This window comes from Actinoplanes sp. NPDC051513, assembly GCF_044454685.1.
Classification (GTDB): Bacteria; Actinomycetota; Actinomycetes; order Mycobacteriales; family Micromonosporaceae; genus Actinoplanes.
The window spans coordinates 877,182-893,375 of the sequence record NZ_JBITDW010000002.1 but is presented as its reverse complement, the minus strand read 5'-3'; the positions used below and the strand labels follow the sequence as shown (position 1 = coordinate 893,375).

Genomic DNA, 16,194 nt, shown 5'->3' with positions numbered 1-16,194 from the left:
TACTGACTGGTAGCCCTGGCACTTGTAACCGCTGAGCAGGGGCGGCAACATTTCCCGCACGTTAAACGACGGCATCGACGGACCTCTCTGCTGGCGGTTGATCGACAGGGTCGCCCGTCGATGCGAGCCCATGGCGGTGGAGCCTGCGAGAGCCGTCTGACTTCCATAGGAGGATCCGTGAAGGATTCGCAAGACGCGACGGAGGGGCGCACCGACTGGCGGCGCTTCGCCGTGGCGGTGGGTCTGCCCACCGTCGCCGCTGGCGTCCTGGTGGCCGGAGTCGCCTCGGGCGCCGTCGCCGCCAACTTCTCTGTTTCCGGCACTCAGTTCAAGCTGTCCGCCGACCGGCTGGAGGGCGAGGGCTTCACCCAGTACAGCGGGCAACTGCCGACCGAGACCGTCCAGAAGCAGACCGGGGCGAAGTACCTCGTCGCCGCGAAATCCGGCATCAAGAGCGCGGACATCTACAACCTCTGCCAGACCGTCGCGGTCGGGCCGGTGGTCCTCCGCATCGAGGCCGGCAAGGACCCGGACCGCCCGGTCCACGCCGACGACCTGCTGATCGGCATGTCCGAGCTCAGCGGCGACGCGACCTTCACCGACATCGCGATCGGCCAGGACGCCTCGACGCTGAACCGGGCCGACCCGGTGCCGCGCGGTGACGTCGGCGGCTTCGGCCAGCAGGCCAAGCACGTCACCATCGAGAACCTGCACCAGATCGCGTACTCCACCTCGGCGTCGACGTTCAAGCTGACCGGCATGAGCCTCAAGCTGCACGTCGGCGACGGCACGCAGTGCTTCTGATTTGACGCTTGGGGCTCGCGGGGCTTGTCCCGCGAGCCCCGTTCATGTTCCATCTTTCTCTCTGACAATGCTTCCTGCGGAGGACCACGTGGCGACCGACAACTTCTGGGGCAAGTTCCGCCGGTGGCGGCGGCACAGGCCGTTCTGGGGCGGCCTGCTCCTGATCCTGTCGGCGGTCGAACTTTTCCTCAGCGCGAACATGTCGCTCGGCGGCATGGAGGTCCACATCGGACCACAGGGCTTCCTCTCCTACCTGCTGCCAGTGATCATCGTTGTTTGTGGGCTGCTCAGCTGGTTCACCCCGGCACAGCGCCTCTTCTACGGGATCGTCGCGCTGCTGGCCGCGCTCTACTCGTTCATCGGGCTCAACCTCGGCGGCTTCTTCATCGGCATGCTGCTCGGCATTCTCGGCGGCGCGCTGGTCGTCGCCTGGGGGCCGCCCCGCAACCGCCCCGGCAAGGACATCGCCGGACCGCCCACCGACGAGCCGAGCGACCACCGCGAGGACGGGCCCACCGACGTCGGCGACGACATCTTCGGCCAGCGACCGGACCGCGACGTGGACGAGACGCAGCAGATCGAGATCGCCGGGCACGACGATCGGCCGGGTGAGCAGCAGCAGGTGCGCCCGGCCTCCTTCGCGGCGCCGCCCGCTCGCCGGGCCGGCCTTGGGCCGGCGCGCAACCGCAAGGTGATGGCCCTGGCGCTGGTGCCGGTCGCGGTCGTCGCGACCATCGTGGCCGGCGCCAACTTGCAGGCCAGCGCGGCGGAGTGCCCGGAGGGGCTGCCGTCGCGCCCGGCCGCGTCGTCGGAGGCGGCCAAGGCGCCGACCACCGACGCCACCACGACCGCAGCCGCGTCCGGGAAGACGACCAGCCCCGCCGCGGAGAAGACCACCGCGGAGGCGAAGCCGACCACAGCGGAGGCGACGACGGCCACCCCGACGACGGCCGCGACCGACGACGGCGGCAACGCGATCACCGACGGCATCGAGGGCTTCGTCGACGGCGTCAGCAACCTGCTCGGCATCGGCGACGATGAGTCGACGTCTCCGAGCGTGTCGCCGGCGTCGTCGGGACCCGCCACCACCGAGCCGGCCGCCGAGCCCACCAAGACCACCGAGCCGGCGGCCGGGCCGACGACCGGAGCCGGATCCGCCGAGCCCACCAAGACCACCGCCGGGTCGAAGGCGGCGGCCGCGGAGCCCAGCGCCACCGACGACGAGATCCCCTGCCTCGGCGCCCGGGTCTACGGCAAGGTCGCCGGCGCCGACGACATCCCCGTCGTGGCGAAGAAGCCCGGCCTCATGGAGGTCGACTCGCTCACCATGTACGACTCGACCTACGACGGCGTGGTCGACATGCCGACGGACGGCGGCGGCAGCTACAAGGCGCTCAAGTTCAGCATGGACAAGGCCGTGAACAAGCCGTTCAGCCTGACCATCGACGAGGTCAACGGCAGCCAGACGAAGATCACCAGCAAGGAGCTCACCACCACCGGGACCGTGAAGTTCTACACCTCCCGGTTCGAGGGAAAGCTGTTCGGCGTGATTCCCGTGGTGTTCACCCCCGAGTCGCCGCCGCCGCTGACCCTGCCGATCCTCTGGTTCACCAACGCGAAGATCCAGCTGTCGTTCGTCCGCTGCGACACACTCACCGGCAACCCGCTGAAGGTGCAGGGCTGATTCAGGCCTTTCGCTCCCGCCACGCCGCGACCACCTGGTCGGCGTCGCGCGGCGGGAGCACCACCGGCGGCCCGTCCATGAGGCCCACGTTCGCCTTGCGGATGCGCTCGTTGAGCTCGGCCACGTGGTCGCGCACCTCGCGCTCGGTGCGGAGCCGGTCGACCTTCGCCTCGAGATCGTCGACGTCGCGGCGCAGGGCGAGGGTCGGCGGGATCACGCCCGAGGTCGCGCCCTCACGCTGAAGCCAGTCCTTGACCCACCAGTCCTCCTCGTACTCCCGGCCGTGGCCGCGCAGCGGCTTGCCGGTTCCCTCGAGGTTGTCGAACTCGCCGCGCTCCCTGGCCTCGCGCAGCTGCCGGTCGATCGCCGACTCGTACCAGTGCACCATGCTTTCTCAGTGTAGTTTCGCTTCGGCCTCGACCCCATCGAGCATCCGCCGCAGCCCCCAGAGGTATCGATCCGGGCCGGCCCGGCCGATCATGGCGCGCGGTGCGTCGAAAGTTTCCAGCGCTATCGCGCCGAGGACAAACACCATGAGCGCGTACGAGGCCCGCGCCGCCGACCGCGGATCGAGGCCGCTCGCCCCGAGCAGTTCGAGCAGGCAGTCGGCGATGCGCTGCGCGTGCGGGCCGTCGAGAGGGCCGCTGAGCAGCAGCGGGACGACACCGGGGTGCGCGACGAGCCGTTGACGCAGGTCGAGCGCGATCGCCTCGACCGCCTCGCGCCAGCTGCCCCCTCCCCCGATCCGCACGGCGCCGAGCAGCCGCTCGATCAGGGCGCACTCGACAGCGGTCCGGTCCGGGAAGAAGGTGTAGACCGTGGTGGGCGCGACACCGACCGCGGCGGCGATGCGGCGGATCGAGGCCGCGGGGCGGCCGCCCGTGTCGAGCAGGCCCAGCGCGGCGTCGAGGATCTCCCGCTCGGTGGGCGCGCGGCGCGGCTTGTGCCCTGCCTCCACCATGGCGAGCTCAGCTCTCGCGGCGGTGATGAACGGACATGTCCCTCCCCTCCGCCGACTCTACGACTCATCCGGCGCCACGAGTCGTCCGGATTTGCGACACATCCGGCGCCGTCACCCATTCCGGCGCCGCCATTCACCCGGGGCGCCGCCGCTCAATCGGCGGAGAGGGCATTCGCCTCGGCGTAGGACGTCGCGGCCGCGCGGGCCGGCGCGCCCGCGGCGACCTCGCGGACGGTCGCGACCGCGGCGGAAAGAGCGGCGCGGAAGAGAAGGGATCCGGTGCTGATCCGGGCCACGCCCAGGCCGGCGAGGTGGCCGACGGTCATGCCGGGCAGGAGCAGGACGTTGAGCGGGGCTTTCGCTTTCGTGGCGACCAGCGCGCGGATGTCGTCGTCCTTCTCGATCGCGGGAACGAAGATGCCGTCGGCCCCGGCGTCGAGGTAGGTGGCGACGCGCGCGCGAGTTTCGTCGAGGTCTTTCGTGCCGCTCCAGAAGGTGTCAGTACGGGCGTTGACGAAGAGGTCGGGGCACCTTTCCTTGACGGCGGCGACGATGGCAGCCTGCTCGGCCGGGCCGGCGAGCGTGCCGCCGGGGCGGGCGTCCTCGAGGTTGATGCCGGCCGCGCCGGCGGCGTGGAGGGTGGCGGCCAGCTCGGCGACCTCGTCCGGGGTTCCGCCGAAACCGCCCTCGAGATCGACTGTCAGCGGGACGCGGAGGCGACCGTGCAGAGCCCGTACGAAAGAAAGGGTTTGCTCTTTGCCCTTGGCCTGCCCGTCGGGGAGCCCGTGCGCGGCCGCCACGCCCAGGCTGGTCGTGCCGATCGCCGCGAAACCGGCGTGCGCGAGGGCCAGCGCCGAGGCGACATCCCAGGCGTTGGGGAGCAGCAGCGGGTCCCCGGGGCGGTGCAGCGCGCGAAAGTCGGGCATGGCATCACCGTAGGCGCGCGGGGTTTCGCCGGCGGCCGAAATTTTGTCGCACCCCCGGCGTAGGTTGGGCCGAAGCCCAGCGAGGAGGACCGACGCGATGTGCCGCAACATCCACCAACTGCACAACTTCGAGCCGCCGACGACAGCGGACGAGATCCAGGCCGCCGCCCTGCAGTATGTGCGGAAGGTCGCCGGCGTCACCCGCCCGTCCCAGGCGAACCAGGAGGCCTTCGACCAGGCGGTGGCGGCTGTCGCCGCGGCGACCGCCGACCTGCTGGGCGCCCTCGTGACCACGGCCCCGCCGAAGAACCGCGAGGTCGAGGCGGCCAAGGCCCGGGCGAGGGCCGAACGGCGCTACGCCTCCTGACCTTTCCGGCCGCCCGGCCGCGGTCTGGTGTGGACATTTTCCGAGAGTTTCGGTCACCCATCGTTTATTGCCGGACGTCAGCCAGCGGAAACCCGCTCCCGAAAACAACTTGTGTTCCGATGCTATGGCATCTGACCTGGAGATATCCCCTCGGCGCGCGGCCCTGGCACTTCCGAGAAATTTCCGGAAGTTGTTGACACGGCAACGCGCGCGGGCCAATACTGACGCCATCGACGGAATTCGATAGTCGTCGATGCGGGTCGTCCCCCGGACCCGGAGCTCACGCGAGGTCGCCGTCCTTCGCGACGGCCTGAATCACCCTGCGCTCAAGCCGGCCTCCACCAGCCGGCTCGATGCAGGCTGCCCGTCCCCGGCCGGCGCGTTTTCGCGAGCCGGCCCGAAACGCGCGAAAGCACGACCGTCCCGCCGGCCCGTCCTCGGCCGGCCGTCACGAGAAAGAGGCGTGTTATGGACGCTCCCCCGAGATGCCGCGGACGCGGCGCGATCCGGCTGCTGGTCGGCGCCGTCCCGCAGGTCACGGCCACGCTCTTGCTGCCGGGTGTCCCCGGCGCGGCGATCACGTCCCACCGGACCGGCACCGACAACGGCTGCGACGCGAGTTGATGACCATGAAAAAGCGTTCCCTTCTCACCGGACTGGCCGTCGCCGCGCTCACCATGGCGGGCACGCTCGCCGCCCTCGCGACCCCCGCGCAGGCCGCCACCTGCAACGGGTACGTCGGGCTGACTTTCGACGACGGGCCGTCCAACGACCACACCCCCGCGATCCTCAACGCCCTGCGCGCCAACGGGCTGCGGGCCACGATGTTCAACGAGGGCCAGTACGCGGCGGCCTACCCGGCGCAGGTACGGGCCCAGGTCAGCGCGGGTATGTGGGTGGGCAACCACAGCTACACCCATCCCCACCTCGTGCAGCAGAGCCAGGCGCAGATCGATTCGGAGATCTCGCGTACGCAGACGGCCATCGCCAATGCCGGCGGCGGGACGCCCAAGCTGTTCCGGCCGCCCTACGGCGAGACCAACGGGACCCTGCAGTCGGTGGAGGCGAAGTACGGCCTCACCCAGATCATCTGGGACGTCGACTCGCAGGACTGGAACAACGCCGGCGTCGACGCGATCGTCGCGGCCAACGCCCGGCTGACCAACGGGCAGATCATCCTCATGCACGAGTGGCCGGCGAACACCCTCGCCGCAATCCCGCGCATCGCGCAGGGCCTGGCGAGCCGCGGCCTGTGCCCCGGGATGATCTCGCCGTCGACCGGCCGGGCCGTGGCCCCGGACGGCAGCGGCGGCGGAGGGGGCGGCGGAGGCGGGGGCGGCGGAGGTAGCTGCACCGCGTCGCTGTCGGCCGGCTCCGCGTGGAGCGACCGCTACAACCTGAACGTCGCGGTCACCGGCTCCAGCACGTGGACCGTGACGATGAACGTCCCCTCCCCCGAGAAGATCATCGCCACCTGGAACATCACGGCCAGCTACCCGAGCTCGCAGGTGATGGTGGCGAAACCGAACGGTAGCGGCAACAACTGGGGCGTCACGATCCAGACCAACGGCTCCTGGACGTGGCCGACGGTCTCCTGCAGCGCGACCTGATCCCCTTTGCAGGAGCGGGCGCGGCGGTCCACGGGGCCGCCGCGTTTCGCGTCGAGTTTCTGGTCGTCTGCGAAAGCTGCCCGCCGAATGTCTGGCTTTCCCGCGAAACATTGACGACGATCAGCGCATGCGGAGAGCTGTCTGCCGGGCGTACGCAATCTTGCTCTTGATCGTGGGATCCGTGGCGATGATGCCGGGGCAGGCTTTCGCGCACGGCACGAAACCGGCCGGGCGGGTGGCCGACGATCCGATCGCGCACGATCCGACGGTGATCCGGCAGGGCCGCTACTACTACAGCTTCATCACCGGAGACATCGGGACGCGGACCTATCTGCCGATGCGTCGGTCGACCGACCTGGTGCACTGGGAGTTTCTCGGGCCGGTGTTCAGCACGCCGCCCGGATGGGTCGTCGACGAGCTGGGAATCGCCCCCGGCGACTTCTGGGCTCCGGACATCTCCTATTTCCACGGCGAGTTTCGGCTGTACTACGCCGCCTCGTCGTTCGGGACGAACAACTCGGTGATCGGGCTGGCCACCAACAAGACGCTCGACCCGGCCAGCCCGGACTACCGCTGGGTGGATCGCGGGCTGGTGCTGCGGTCGGGGGCCGGCGACAACTTCAATGCGATCGACCCCGAGGTGATCGTCGACAACGGACAGCCGTGGATGGCGTTCGGCTCGTTCTGGGACGGCATCAAGATGCGGCGCCTCGACGCGCGGACGGGGCTGGCCGGGGATCCTTCGCTGTTCTCGCTCGCGTCGCGCGGCGGCGCCTCGATCGAGGGCGCGTCGATCGTGCGGCATGGAACGTTCTTCTACCTCTTCGCCAGCCTCGACTACTGCTGTCGTGGGGTGGAGAGCGACTACCGGGTCGTGGTCGGGCGCGCCACCAGCGTCACCGGGCCCTACGTGGACCGTGCCGGGACGCCGATGCTTTCCGGTGGCGGAAGCGAAATCCTGCGTGGCTACAACGAATTCCGCGGCCCCGGTGGCGGCGACATCTTCGGAAACTTCTACTTCCACCACTACTACGACCTGTACGACAACGGCGCGCCGAAGCTTTCCGTGCGGCCGCTGCGCTGGGTGGACGGCTGGCCGGCGCTGGGCGACCCGTTGACCGGCAGCCGGGCGGTCGGGCACGGGCCGGCCTACATGACGCTGGTCAACCGGGCCGACGGGCGGGTGATCTCGAATCCGTCCTGCGGCTACGAGGGCGCCGACATCACGCTCGCCCCGGCGCCGGGTGACGCGTGCGCGCAGTGGCGGCTCGACGAGCGGGACCCCGGGTACGTGAGCCTGAGCAACCGTTTCAGCAACAAGGTCGCCGAGGTCGCGGCGTGCGTCGACGCGGACGGGGCGCGGGTGGCGCAGTGGGGCTGGCTGCACAACGACTGCCAGCAGTTCGCCATCGACCCGGCCGGTGACGGCTGGTCGGGGATCCGCAGCAAGCTCAACGGCCGCGTCCTGCAGCCGGCCGGATGCACCGGCGACCCGATCCAAACGGTGACCGCGAACGGCTCGGCGTGCCAGCAGTTCCGCCTCCAGCCGGTCGGCGACGTGCTGATCGCCGACGCGAGCCGCACCCACGCGCTCGCCGGCCTGTGGCGCTTCCAGCACGTGGGCGACGGCTACTACCGGGTGGTCAGCGCCAGGACCGGCCGCCCCCTCGACGGCGGCCCCTGGCGCATCGAGACCGGCCGGCTCGTCAACCGGGACGGCCACGCGCTGCCGGCCCACCTGGCGACCCCGTGAGCCGGGCCGGCACGGCTAGGCCGCCCCGGCGACGCAGGGTAGCGGCCGGCTGACACCATGCGGTCATGACGGTGCCGATCTCGCTCAACATCGCCGCGGTGATGGCGTCGCTGCTGGCGCTGACCATGTCGTCGACTTTCGCGCTCCGGCAGCTCCGGCTGGCCAAGCAGGCGCATCAACTGCCGGCCGTCGACTTTCTCTGGATCATGCGCTCGCCCGATTTCCTGCGCACCGAGGAACACCTCTGGGCCGAGCTGCCGAAACAGGACCCCAGCCTGCGTTTCAACGAGCTCCCCCGGGCCCTGCGCGACGAGGCCGAATCGATTCTCACCTTCTACCAGAAGGTCGCCTACCTGGTCGGGCTCGACATCGTCGACAAGCGGCTCGCCATCCTGCCGGTGCATTACCGGGCGCCCCGGACGTGGGCGTCGGTCGAGCCTTTCGTGCGCAACGAGCGCATTTATCGCGGCGACGAGCTTGCCTTTTACAACGCATTCGAGCATCTCGTCGCGGAAATTCAAGGCGCCGACATCGTACGCATGTCGCACTCGATTTTCCCGCCCGCGCGCCTTTCCGCCGCTTCCCCGAACGGGAAAGTGCCCGCGCAGACCCCGCCGCCGGCCTGATCTTGTCACCCGCCGGGGTGATTCGGCGGCCGATCGTCGATGCGTGACTCCCGCCCCGGATGACGGTGAGCCTGCCGGGGGCCGCGCGCCTCCCGGGGTGCCGCGAGGAGGCAGCGAACGCCATGGTGCAAGCGCAACGGGACAGCCGGCCCGAGGCGGAGCAGGCGCAACGGGACGACCCGCCGGATCCGGAGGACGGGCAACGGGACACCGGGCCCGGCCCGGCGGAAGCACAACGCGACGCCCGGCCCGCAGGGAACACAGCGGACGTCCGGGCCGGGCCGGCGGGGACACAGCGGGACGCCGAGCCGGAGGCGGAGGAAGCGCCAGGCAGCGGCCGGTCCGGGCCGGCCGCCCATTCGAGAGCCGCCCTCGAGGTGATCACGGCGATCACCTTCGCGGTCGCCATCGTCGGCTCGATCGCCGACCTGTACTCGCTCGCCCAGGTCGACGGGCGGCTGCTGCTCTCGTTCGCCGGCGGCGGGACGATCGCCCTGTTCATCAGCCTAACGATCCGCCGGTACAGCGCCACCCGGAAAGGCGCGGCGATGGTCGGCGCGATCATCGTGCTCGCGCTCGCCGGCGCCGCGGTCCTCGAGGGGCTGCGCGGGGAGGACAGGCCGCCGAAGCCGGCGACGCTGCCCGGGAAACGCCCCACGCCGTCGCCCGCGGTTTCCCCGGCCAGGCCGCCGACACCGCGCGCGGTGAACACGGCCCCGGGAGGCGGCCTCCTCACGGTCGCGCCGTATCCCATGAACGGCACGCCGACAAAGGACCACCCGATCGCGGCGACGAACACCGGCGGGGCGGCGACGCCGGGCGACCCGGCTCTGCCGGGCCATTCGACCGCCGTGGCCACCCCGCCGCCCACGACGCCGGTCGTGACCACCGGGCCCACGGCGCCGCCTCCCCCGCCGCCCACGACGGCCGGCCCCTCCGGGCCGGCCGAGCCGCCGCCGAGTCTCAAGGTCACGTTCCCGCTGTCCGGCGATCGGATGGAGCACCTCGCCGCCGCCGAGGGGACCATCGTGAGCGCGGTCGGCGACCGCGAGATCTGGGCCCTGACCCAGGCGGGCAACGGCGCGGCGTTCTACCCGCAGGGCCCCTGCACATCGGACGGGCAGCGCTGGGGTTGCTCGTCCGTCCCCTACAAGGGCGGCGAGGTGGTTCAGGCCTGCCTGCTGCGGATGGTGGTCGTGGAGGCGGCCGCCGCGGGAAAGCTCGCCGCCGGCCGCGACAGGGGGTTCTCCGAAGAGGTGCTGCCCGACCTGGTCTCGTACACGGACGTCGACGTGAAATGCTGAGCCCACCACGAGCGTCAAATCACGCCTTGCCGGTGGAAACTTTCTCCTTCTCCGACGCCGCAGGCGAGGCGGCCCCGGGCTTGCGGCCGGCCCGCTGGAACGCGAGCAGGGCCAGCACCAGGGCGATCAGGCCGGCGACCAGACCCGCGATGCCGTACGCGTCGGTGCCGCTCGACGAATCGTCGGTGCTGTCGGCCGGGGTCGCAACGGCAGCGGCGGCCGGAGCGGTCGCGGCGGCGAGCTTGAGCACGGGAGCCGGGTGCTCGGGCTCGGTGCCGTCGGTCGTGGGCTCGTCGATCCAGCGGACGATCGCGCCGTCCGAGTACGTCTGCAGCGCCTTGAACACCATCTGGCCGGAATCGGGCAGCGGGCCGAGCGAGACGTCGAACTCCTGGAACTGGCCGGGCTTGATCGCGGAGTTCGCGTCGGCGGTCCAGGTGATCTTCGAGACGGCCTCGGTGATCTCCGTGTCGTGTGCCTTGATCGGGGTGGCGAGCTTGGATCTCACGGCGACCGCGGTCCAGCCCGGGACGGGCTTGACCGAGACCGAGGCGACCGGCTTGTCGGCGGGAAGATTCACCTCGATCTTGGTCGTGCTCGCGGTGTCGCTTTCGGTGGGGACACGGAAAGTCACCTTGGTGTAGCCGCCGGGGGTGGCGGTGTTCGGGTTGACGGTGACGTGCGCGGACGCGGGGGCGGCCAGCGCGAGGGTCAGGCCACCGGCGAAGGCGGCCACGAGGACGGATCGCTTGATGAGTGTTCGCACGCCCGGTTGGTCGGCGCGGGCACGGAGAAAGTTCCCACAGAACTTTCAGGTGACGGGCAGGCGCACATCGACGCGGAGACCGGGTGACGCGTCGCCGAGGGTGACCGTGCCGCCGTGCCGGCGCACCAGCTCGCGCACGATCGCCAGGCCCAGCCCGGTGCCGCCGCCGTCGCGGGCGCGGGCGTCGTCGAGGCGGGTGAACCGGTCGAAGACGCGCTCGCGGTCTTCCGGCGAGATGCCGGGGCCGTCGTCGCGGACGGTGATCCGCGCGTACCCGCCCTCGTCGGCCACCTCGACCGTGACCCGCGACCGGGCGTGCCGCTCGGCGTTGTCGAGCAGGTTGGCCACCACCCGGCCGATCGCGTCGGGCTCGACCGTGGCGCGCACCGGCTCGCTCGGGCGCTCGTAGCAGACGTCGTCGTAGCGGGACGCCACGTCGGCCACCACGCCGTCGAGGTCGGCGTCGGCGAGCTTGCCGGGCGGGGCCGCGTCGTCGGAGCGGGCGAGCAGCAGCAGGTCGTCGACCAGGCGGCTGAGCCGGCCCACGTCGGTGAGCAGGTCGGCGGAGAGCGCCGGCCAGTCGGTGTCGGGCAGGCGCTGGGCGACCTCGAGCTCGGTGCGCATGTTCGTCAGCGGGCTGCGCAGCTCGTGCGCGGCGTCGGCGACGAAGGCGCGCTGCCGGGCGCGGGCGGAGTCGAGCCGGTAGAGCATGCCGTTGAGCGTGACGGCGAGCCGGTAGATCTCGTCGCGCGACTCGGGCAGCGGCAGGCGGCCGTGCCGGGTGCCGCCGGTGATCTCCTCGGCGCCGGCCCGCAGGGCGTCGACCGGGCGCAGCGCGGCGCCGAGGATCCGCCACATGATCACCGCGAGCATGCCGACCAGCAGCGGGAACGCGACCAGCAGCGTCACCCGCAGGATGTGCACGCCCTGGCTGAGATCGTCGGTCGAGCGGGCCACCAGCACCCGCACCGGGTCGCTGGGCGGGCCGGCCACCTTCATCACGACGCGGGCGTTGCCGTCGAGGCCGATCCGGTTGCCGGGGATCTCGGTGACCTCGCCGTCCTTCAGGCCGCGCAGCTCGTCGTCGTGCAGCATCGGGATGAGCCGGTCGGCGCCGGCCGAGACGGACAGAACGCGCTGCTGGCTGTCGATCACCTGGACCTGCATGGCCGGGTTGACCGGGATGGGCTGGCTGAGCTGGTGCTGGTCGACGAGCTTGGCGATGCTGGTGGCGGTGTCGAGGGCCTCGGCGTTGACCGCGCGCAGCAGCGCGTAGTTGAGCACGCCGACGAGCAGGATGCCGCCGGCGGCCAGGCCCGCGGTGAGCACGATGACGGTGAGCAGCACGAGCCGGGACCGCAGGCTGAATTCCCGGGGCCGGCGCACGTCAGCCGCCCGAGAGGCGGTAGCCGGCCCCGCGCACGGTCTCGAGCCGCTCGCGGCCGATCTTGCGGCGGAGGTAGCCGACGTACACCTCGACCGCGTTGGGGGCGGTCTCGACGGCGGCGTCCCACACGTGGTCGAGCAGCTCGATCTTGCTGACCACCTCGCCGGGGCGGCGCATCAGGTATTCGAGAAGGGCGAATTCGCGGGTGGTGAGCACGACCTCGCCGCCCAAGACCAGCACGCGGCGCTCGGCCGGGTCGAGCTCGATGTCGCCGTGGCTGAGCACCGGCGGGCGTTCGTGGGCGCCGCGGCGCAGCAGCGCCCGCAGCCGGGCGAGCAGCACGATGTACGAGAAAGGTTTCGTCAGGTAGTCGTCGGCCCCGCAGTCGAGGCCGTCGGCCTGGTCGTACTCGCCGTCCTTGGCCGAGAGCATCAGCACCGGCACCCAGTTGCGCTCGGCGCGCAGCTGGCGCACCACGCGATAGCCGCTCAGGCGCGGCAGCATGACGTCCAGGATCATCGCGTCGTACCCGCCGTGGCGGGCCATCTCGAGACCGTCCTGGCCGTCGCCGACCACGTCCACCGCGAAACCTTCCGCTTGCAGCCCGCGCTGCAGCGCCGCCGCGAGGCGCGCCTCGTCCTCCACCACTAGCAACCGCACGGGACTACCTTTACACGTGGGGTGCCACCCCTAGGGGAAGCTCTCAGCGACGTCACAGCGCTCGCGGCGCAGTCTTGGTGGCAGAGAACGGGAGGTGGACATCGTGTCCGTGTTCAGGTCCAGGCCGGCGCTTCGCTGGCTCGTGCCATCCGCCGCCGCGGTCATTGTCATCGGGGGTGGCGCCGCGGCCGGCACGATCGTCGCGAGCGCGGACCCATCGCTGCCGGATCGCAGCGCGGCCCAACTGCTCGTCGACATCCAGACCGCCAAGGTCGACGGGCTGTCCGGCACCATCGTCGAGAGCGCCGACCTCGGCCTGCCGGCGATCGCGTCGCTGGCCGGCAGCGCCAAGTCCGGCGCGGGCGATCTGACCAGCGTCCTCGCGGGCAGCAACACGGCCCGCGTCTGGTACGCCGGCGAGGAGAAGATGCGCCTCGCGCTGGTCGGCACCCAGGGCGAGACCGACGTCATCCGCAACGGCGACGACGTCTGGCTGTGGAACAGCGCCGATCAGCAGGCCAACCACCTGAAGCTGCCGGCCGGGGCGATCGAGAAGAGCCCCGGGGCGCAGCTGCCCCAGACGCCTCAGGAGGCGGCCGACGCGGCTCTGGCCGCGATCGACCCGACCACCAGGGTGACGACCACCGGCGCGGCGAAGGTGGCCGGCCGTGACGCGTACGAGCTGGTGCTCAGCCCCAAGGACAAGGCGTCGCTGATCGGCCAGGTGCGCCTGGCGATCGACGCCGAGCACCACATCCCGCTGCGCGTCGACGTGTACGCGAAGAACGCGACCAGCCCGGCCGTGCGGGTGGCGTTCCAGCAGATCAGTTTCGCGGTGCCGGACGCGGAGCAGTTCAAGTTCAACCCGCCGCCGGGCACCAAGGTGACCGAGGGCAGCGCCGAGGGGCTGGCCGCGGAGCACAAGGCCGAGGCCGAGAAGGCGGCGAAGGCGCACGAGGGCGAGCAGCCCAAGGTCATCGGCGAGGGCTGGACGTCGGTCGTCGAGGCCAAGCTGCCGAAGCCGGACAGCGCGTCGGACAAGTCGTCGGGCGCCGAGTCCCAGCAGCTCAGCGGCATCGTCGACATGCTGCCGGCGGTGAGCGGGTCGTGGGGCAGCGGGCACCAGTTCGCCGGGCCGCTGTTCACGGTGCTGGTCACCGACGACGGGCGGGTGTTCGCCGGCGCGGTGACGCCCGAGACGCTGTACCAGGCCGCCGCCAAGTAACCGCCATAGCTTAACCGCCAAATAGTTCTAGAACTCTTCGCCACATCGTGCAACACTGTGGCGGAGAGTTCTATAACTGTTGGAGGTGGCGATGACGCTCATGGTGGAGCCGGCCTCAGGCCGGTTCGGCTCGTTCGGCGGCCGGTACGTCCCGGAGTCCCTGGTGCCGGCGTGTGCCGCGCTGGCCGGCGCGTTCCGGTCGGCCTGGGCCGACAAGACTTTCCGCGACGAGTTGGACACGCTGCTCGCGGTCTACGCCGGGCGGCCCACTCCCCTGACACCGGCCACGAATCTTTCGGCGCAGCTCGGAATCTCGCTCTGGCTCAAGCGCGAGGATCTCGCCCACACCGGCAGCCACAAGATCAACAACGTGCTCGGGCAGGCGCTGCTGGCCCGCCGCATGGGACGTACCCGCCTGATCGCGGAGACCGGCGCCGGCCAGCACGGGGTGGCCACGGCGACGGCGGCCGCCCTGCTCGGACTTTCCGCGACAGTTTTCATGGGCGCGCGCGACATCGAGCGCCAGCGCCTCAACGTCTTTCGCATGGAGATGCTCGGCGCGACCGTGGTGCCGGTGACCAGCGGCAGCCAGACGCTCAAGGACGCGACCAACGAGGCCATGCGCGCCTGGGTGTCCGACGTGGACAACGCGCATTTCCTGCTCGGCTCCGTGGGCGGGCCACACCCGTACCCGTGGATGGTCCGCTGTCTGCAGAGCGTGATCGGCGCCGAGGCCCGCGAGCAGGTTCCCGCCGTGCCCGACGTCGTGGTGGCGTGCGTCGGCGGCGGCTCCAACGCGGCGGGAACTTTCGCGGGTTTCGTGGAAACCGCGGCGCGGCTGGTCGGTGTGGAGGCGGCCGGGGGCGCGGCGATGACCTCGGGGTCGCCCGGGGTGGTGCACGGCGCGCGCTCGATGGTGTTGCAGGACGCGGACGGGCAGGTCGCGGAGGCGTCGTCGATCGCGGCGGGGCTCGACTACCCGGGCATCGGGCCGGAGCACGCGCACCTGGGCTCGCTGGGCCGAGCCGAGTACCGGACCGTGACGGACGCCGAGGTGGTGGTCGCGCTGAGGCGGCTCGCGCGCAGCGAGGGGATCATCTGCGCGCTCGAGTCGGCGCACGCGGTGGCGTGGGTGCTGCGGGCGGCCGGCACGGCCGACCTTCCGGCCGGATCGAACGTGCTGCTCACGCTCTCCGGCCGCGGCGACAAGGACATGGTCACCCTGAGCGAGGGAGTCGAGAAATGAATTCGTACGTCTCCGTGAGCGCTCCAGACGCAACTGCGGCCGCCCCCGCGTCCGAGGCGGCGGAAACTTTCGCTGCGCGGTCCGGCGCCGGCATCGATGCGCTCCAGGAAAAGGCCGGCCGCGGCCAGAAACTTCTCGTCCCGTACGTCACCGGCGGTGTCACCGAGGACTGGACGGACTATCTCCCCGCCTACGCGGCCGCCGGGGCCGACGCGATCGAGATCGGGCTGCCGTTCTCGGACCCGATGCTCGACGGCGTGACCATCCAGCAGGCCTCCGACCGGGCGCTGGCCCGCGGCGTCACCGTCGAGTCCATCCTCACCGACTTGTCGGAGACCAAGGTCGGCGTGCCTCTTGTCGCGATGACCTACGCCAACCTCGTGTTCCGGTCGGGGCCGGCGGCGTTCTGCCGGCGGCTGGCCGCGGCGGGGGTGGCCGGCCTGATCGTCCCGGACCTGCCGGTCGACGAGGCCGCGGACGTCGAGGCGGCCGCGGCGGAGGCGGGGGTCGCGCTGGTCCTGCTGGTCGCGCCGGTCACGCCGGACGACCGGCTGGCCGAGATCGGGGCCCGCAGCCGCGGTTTCGTGTACGCGGTCAGCCTGATGGGCACCACCGGGGAGCGCGACACCCTCGACTCCTCCGCCGCCCGCCTGGCCGAGCGGGTCAAGGCCGTCACGCGCCTGCCGGTGCTGGTCGGCTTCGGGGTGTCCAGCCCGGCCCAGGCCGCCGCGGCCGCCCGGCACTCGGACGGGGCGGTGGTGGCATCGGCGCTGATGCGCCGGGTTCTCGACGGCGCCGGCCCCGGCGAACTGCGCGACGAGGTCGCCGCCCTCCGGGCCGCGCTCGACTGACCCGTCGACCGGCGGGTCGCGGAC

The 16,194-nt window shown here is 71.3% G+C and carries 17 protein-coding genes; 11 read left to right on the top strand and 6 right to left on the bottom strand.

Annotation, left to right across the window (positions count from 1 at the left end; translation table 11 throughout):
- Positions 1–177: 177 nt before the first annotated feature.
- Together ACIA5D_RS09460 and ACIA5D_RS09455 are read left to right on the top strand one after the other, a co-directional pair.
- Positions 178–804 carry a DUF6230 family protein gene (locus tag ACIA5D_RS09460; RefSeq protein ID WP_396029389.1) on the top strand — a complete coding sequence of 209 codons (627 nt, stop codon included), beginning with the start codon at positions 178–180 and terminating at the stop codon, positions 802–804.
- An 88-nt stretch (positions 805–892) separates the two neighbouring features.
- Positions 893–2,488 carry a DUF6114 domain-containing protein gene (locus ACIA5D_RS09455; protein WP_396029388.1) on the top strand — a complete coding sequence of 532 codons (1,596 nt, stop codon included), beginning with the start codon at positions 893–895 and terminating at the stop codon, positions 2,486–2,488.
- Between the two features lies 1 nt (position 2,489).
- On the opposite strand, the gene ACIA5D_RS09450 is transcribed toward ACIA5D_RS09455, so the two are convergent.
- The 3 genes from ACIA5D_RS09450 to ACIA5D_RS09440 form a co-directional block, all read right to left on the bottom strand.
- Positions 2,490–2,876, bottom strand: coding sequence for a DUF1992 domain-containing protein (locus ACIA5D_RS09450; protein ID WP_396029387.1), 387 nt, complete (start codon positions 2,874–2,876; stop codon positions 2,490–2,492).
- A gap of 6 nt (positions 2,877–2,882) precedes the next feature.
- Positions 2,883–3,449 (bottom strand): TetR/AcrR family transcriptional regulator, encoded by a 567-nt coding sequence (locus tag ACIA5D_RS09445; RefSeq protein ID WP_396029386.1) that lies wholly within the window; start codon positions 3,447–3,449, stop codon positions 2,883–2,885.
- A 152-nt stretch (positions 3,450–3,601) separates the two neighbouring features.
- Positions 3,602–4,375 (bottom strand): isocitrate lyase/phosphoenolpyruvate mutase family protein, encoded by a 774-nt coding sequence (locus ACIA5D_RS09440; protein ID WP_396029385.1) that lies wholly within the window; start codon positions 4,373–4,375, stop codon positions 3,602–3,604.
- A 97-nt stretch (positions 4,376–4,472) separates the two neighbouring features.
- Here ACIA5D_RS09440 and ACIA5D_RS09435 point away from each other — a divergent pair, with 97 nt between their 5' ends.
- From ACIA5D_RS09435 to ACIA5D_RS09410, 6 genes are all read left to right on the top strand, one after another.
- The gene (locus tag ACIA5D_RS09435; protein WP_396029384.1) at positions 4,473–4,742 is read left to right on the top strand and encodes a DUF2277 domain-containing protein; all 270 of its coding nucleotides are present in this window, start codon (positions 4,473–4,475) and stop codon (positions 4,740–4,742) included.
- Positions 4,743–5,210: 468 nt separating this feature from the next.
- Positions 5,211–5,366, top strand: coding sequence for a hypothetical protein (locus ACIA5D_RS09430; protein ID WP_396029383.1), 156 nt, complete (start codon positions 5,211–5,213; stop codon positions 5,364–5,366).
- A gap of 5 nt (positions 5,367–5,371) precedes the next feature.
- Positions 5,372–6,352, top strand: coding sequence for a polysaccharide deacetylase family protein (locus tag ACIA5D_RS09425; protein ID WP_396029382.1), 981 nt, complete (start codon positions 5,372–5,374; stop codon positions 6,350–6,352).
- 187 nt (positions 6,353–6,539) lie between these two features.
- Positions 6,540–8,105, top strand: coding sequence for a family 43 glycosylhydrolase (locus ACIA5D_RS09420; protein ID WP_396029507.1), 1,566 nt, complete (start codon positions 6,540–6,542; stop codon positions 8,103–8,105).
- Between the two features lie 65 nt (positions 8,106–8,170).
- Positions 8,171–8,731, top strand: coding sequence for a hypothetical protein (locus ACIA5D_RS09415; RefSeq protein WP_396029381.1), 561 nt, complete (start codon positions 8,171–8,173; stop codon positions 8,729–8,731).
- A gap of 122 nt (positions 8,732–8,853) precedes the next feature.
- On the top strand, positions 8,854–10,035 hold the full coding sequence (locus ACIA5D_RS09410; RefSeq protein ID WP_396029380.1) for a hypothetical protein: 1,182 nt from the start codon (positions 8,854–8,856) through the stop codon (positions 10,033–10,035).
- A 19-nt stretch (positions 10,036–10,054) separates the two neighbouring features.
- Here the strand turns inward: ACIA5D_RS09410 and ACIA5D_RS09405 are convergent, their stop codons facing one another.
- Genes ACIA5D_RS09405 through ACIA5D_RS09395 form a run of 3 tightly spaced genes read right to left on the bottom strand, consistent with a single transcriptional unit; the run spans position 10,055 to position 12,848 of the window.
- Positions 10,055–10,801 (bottom strand): YcnI family protein, encoded by a 747-nt coding sequence (locus ACIA5D_RS09405; protein WP_396029379.1) that lies wholly within the window; start codon positions 10,799–10,801, stop codon positions 10,055–10,057.
- 45 nt (positions 10,802–10,846) lie between these two features.
- A complete protein-coding gene (locus ACIA5D_RS09400) occupies positions 10,847–12,187 on the bottom strand; it encodes an ATP-binding protein (RefSeq protein WP_396029378.1) in 1,341 nt (446 codons plus the stop codon).
- 1 nt (position 12,188) lies between these two features.
- On the bottom strand, positions 12,189–12,848 hold the full coding sequence (locus ACIA5D_RS09395; RefSeq protein WP_396029377.1) for a response regulator transcription factor: 660 nt from the start codon (positions 12,846–12,848) through the stop codon (positions 12,189–12,191).
- A gap of 103 nt (positions 12,849–12,951) precedes the next feature.
- Here ACIA5D_RS09395 and ACIA5D_RS09390 point away from each other — a divergent pair, with 103 nt between their 5' ends.
- From ACIA5D_RS09390 to trpA, 3 genes are all read left to right on the top strand, one after another.
- On the top strand, positions 12,952–14,073 hold the full coding sequence (locus tag ACIA5D_RS09390) for an outer membrane lipoprotein carrier protein LolA (RefSeq protein ID WP_396029376.1): 1,122 nt from the start codon (positions 12,952–12,954) through the stop codon (positions 14,071–14,073).
- Between the two features lie 91 nt (positions 14,074–14,164).
- A complete protein-coding gene (trpB, locus tag ACIA5D_RS09385) occupies positions 14,165–15,319 on the top strand; it encodes a tryptophan synthase subunit beta (protein ID WP_396029375.1) in 1,155 nt (384 codons plus the stop codon).
- Positions 15,316–16,170: a tryptophan synthase subunit alpha gene (trpA, locus tag ACIA5D_RS09380; protein ID WP_396029374.1), complete on the top strand. Its 855-nt coding sequence runs from the start codon at positions 15,316–15,318 to the stop codon at positions 16,168–16,170. The genes trpB and trpA overlap by 4 nt, the downstream gene beginning before the upstream one ends.
- Positions 16,171–16,194 lie beyond the last annotated feature (24 nt).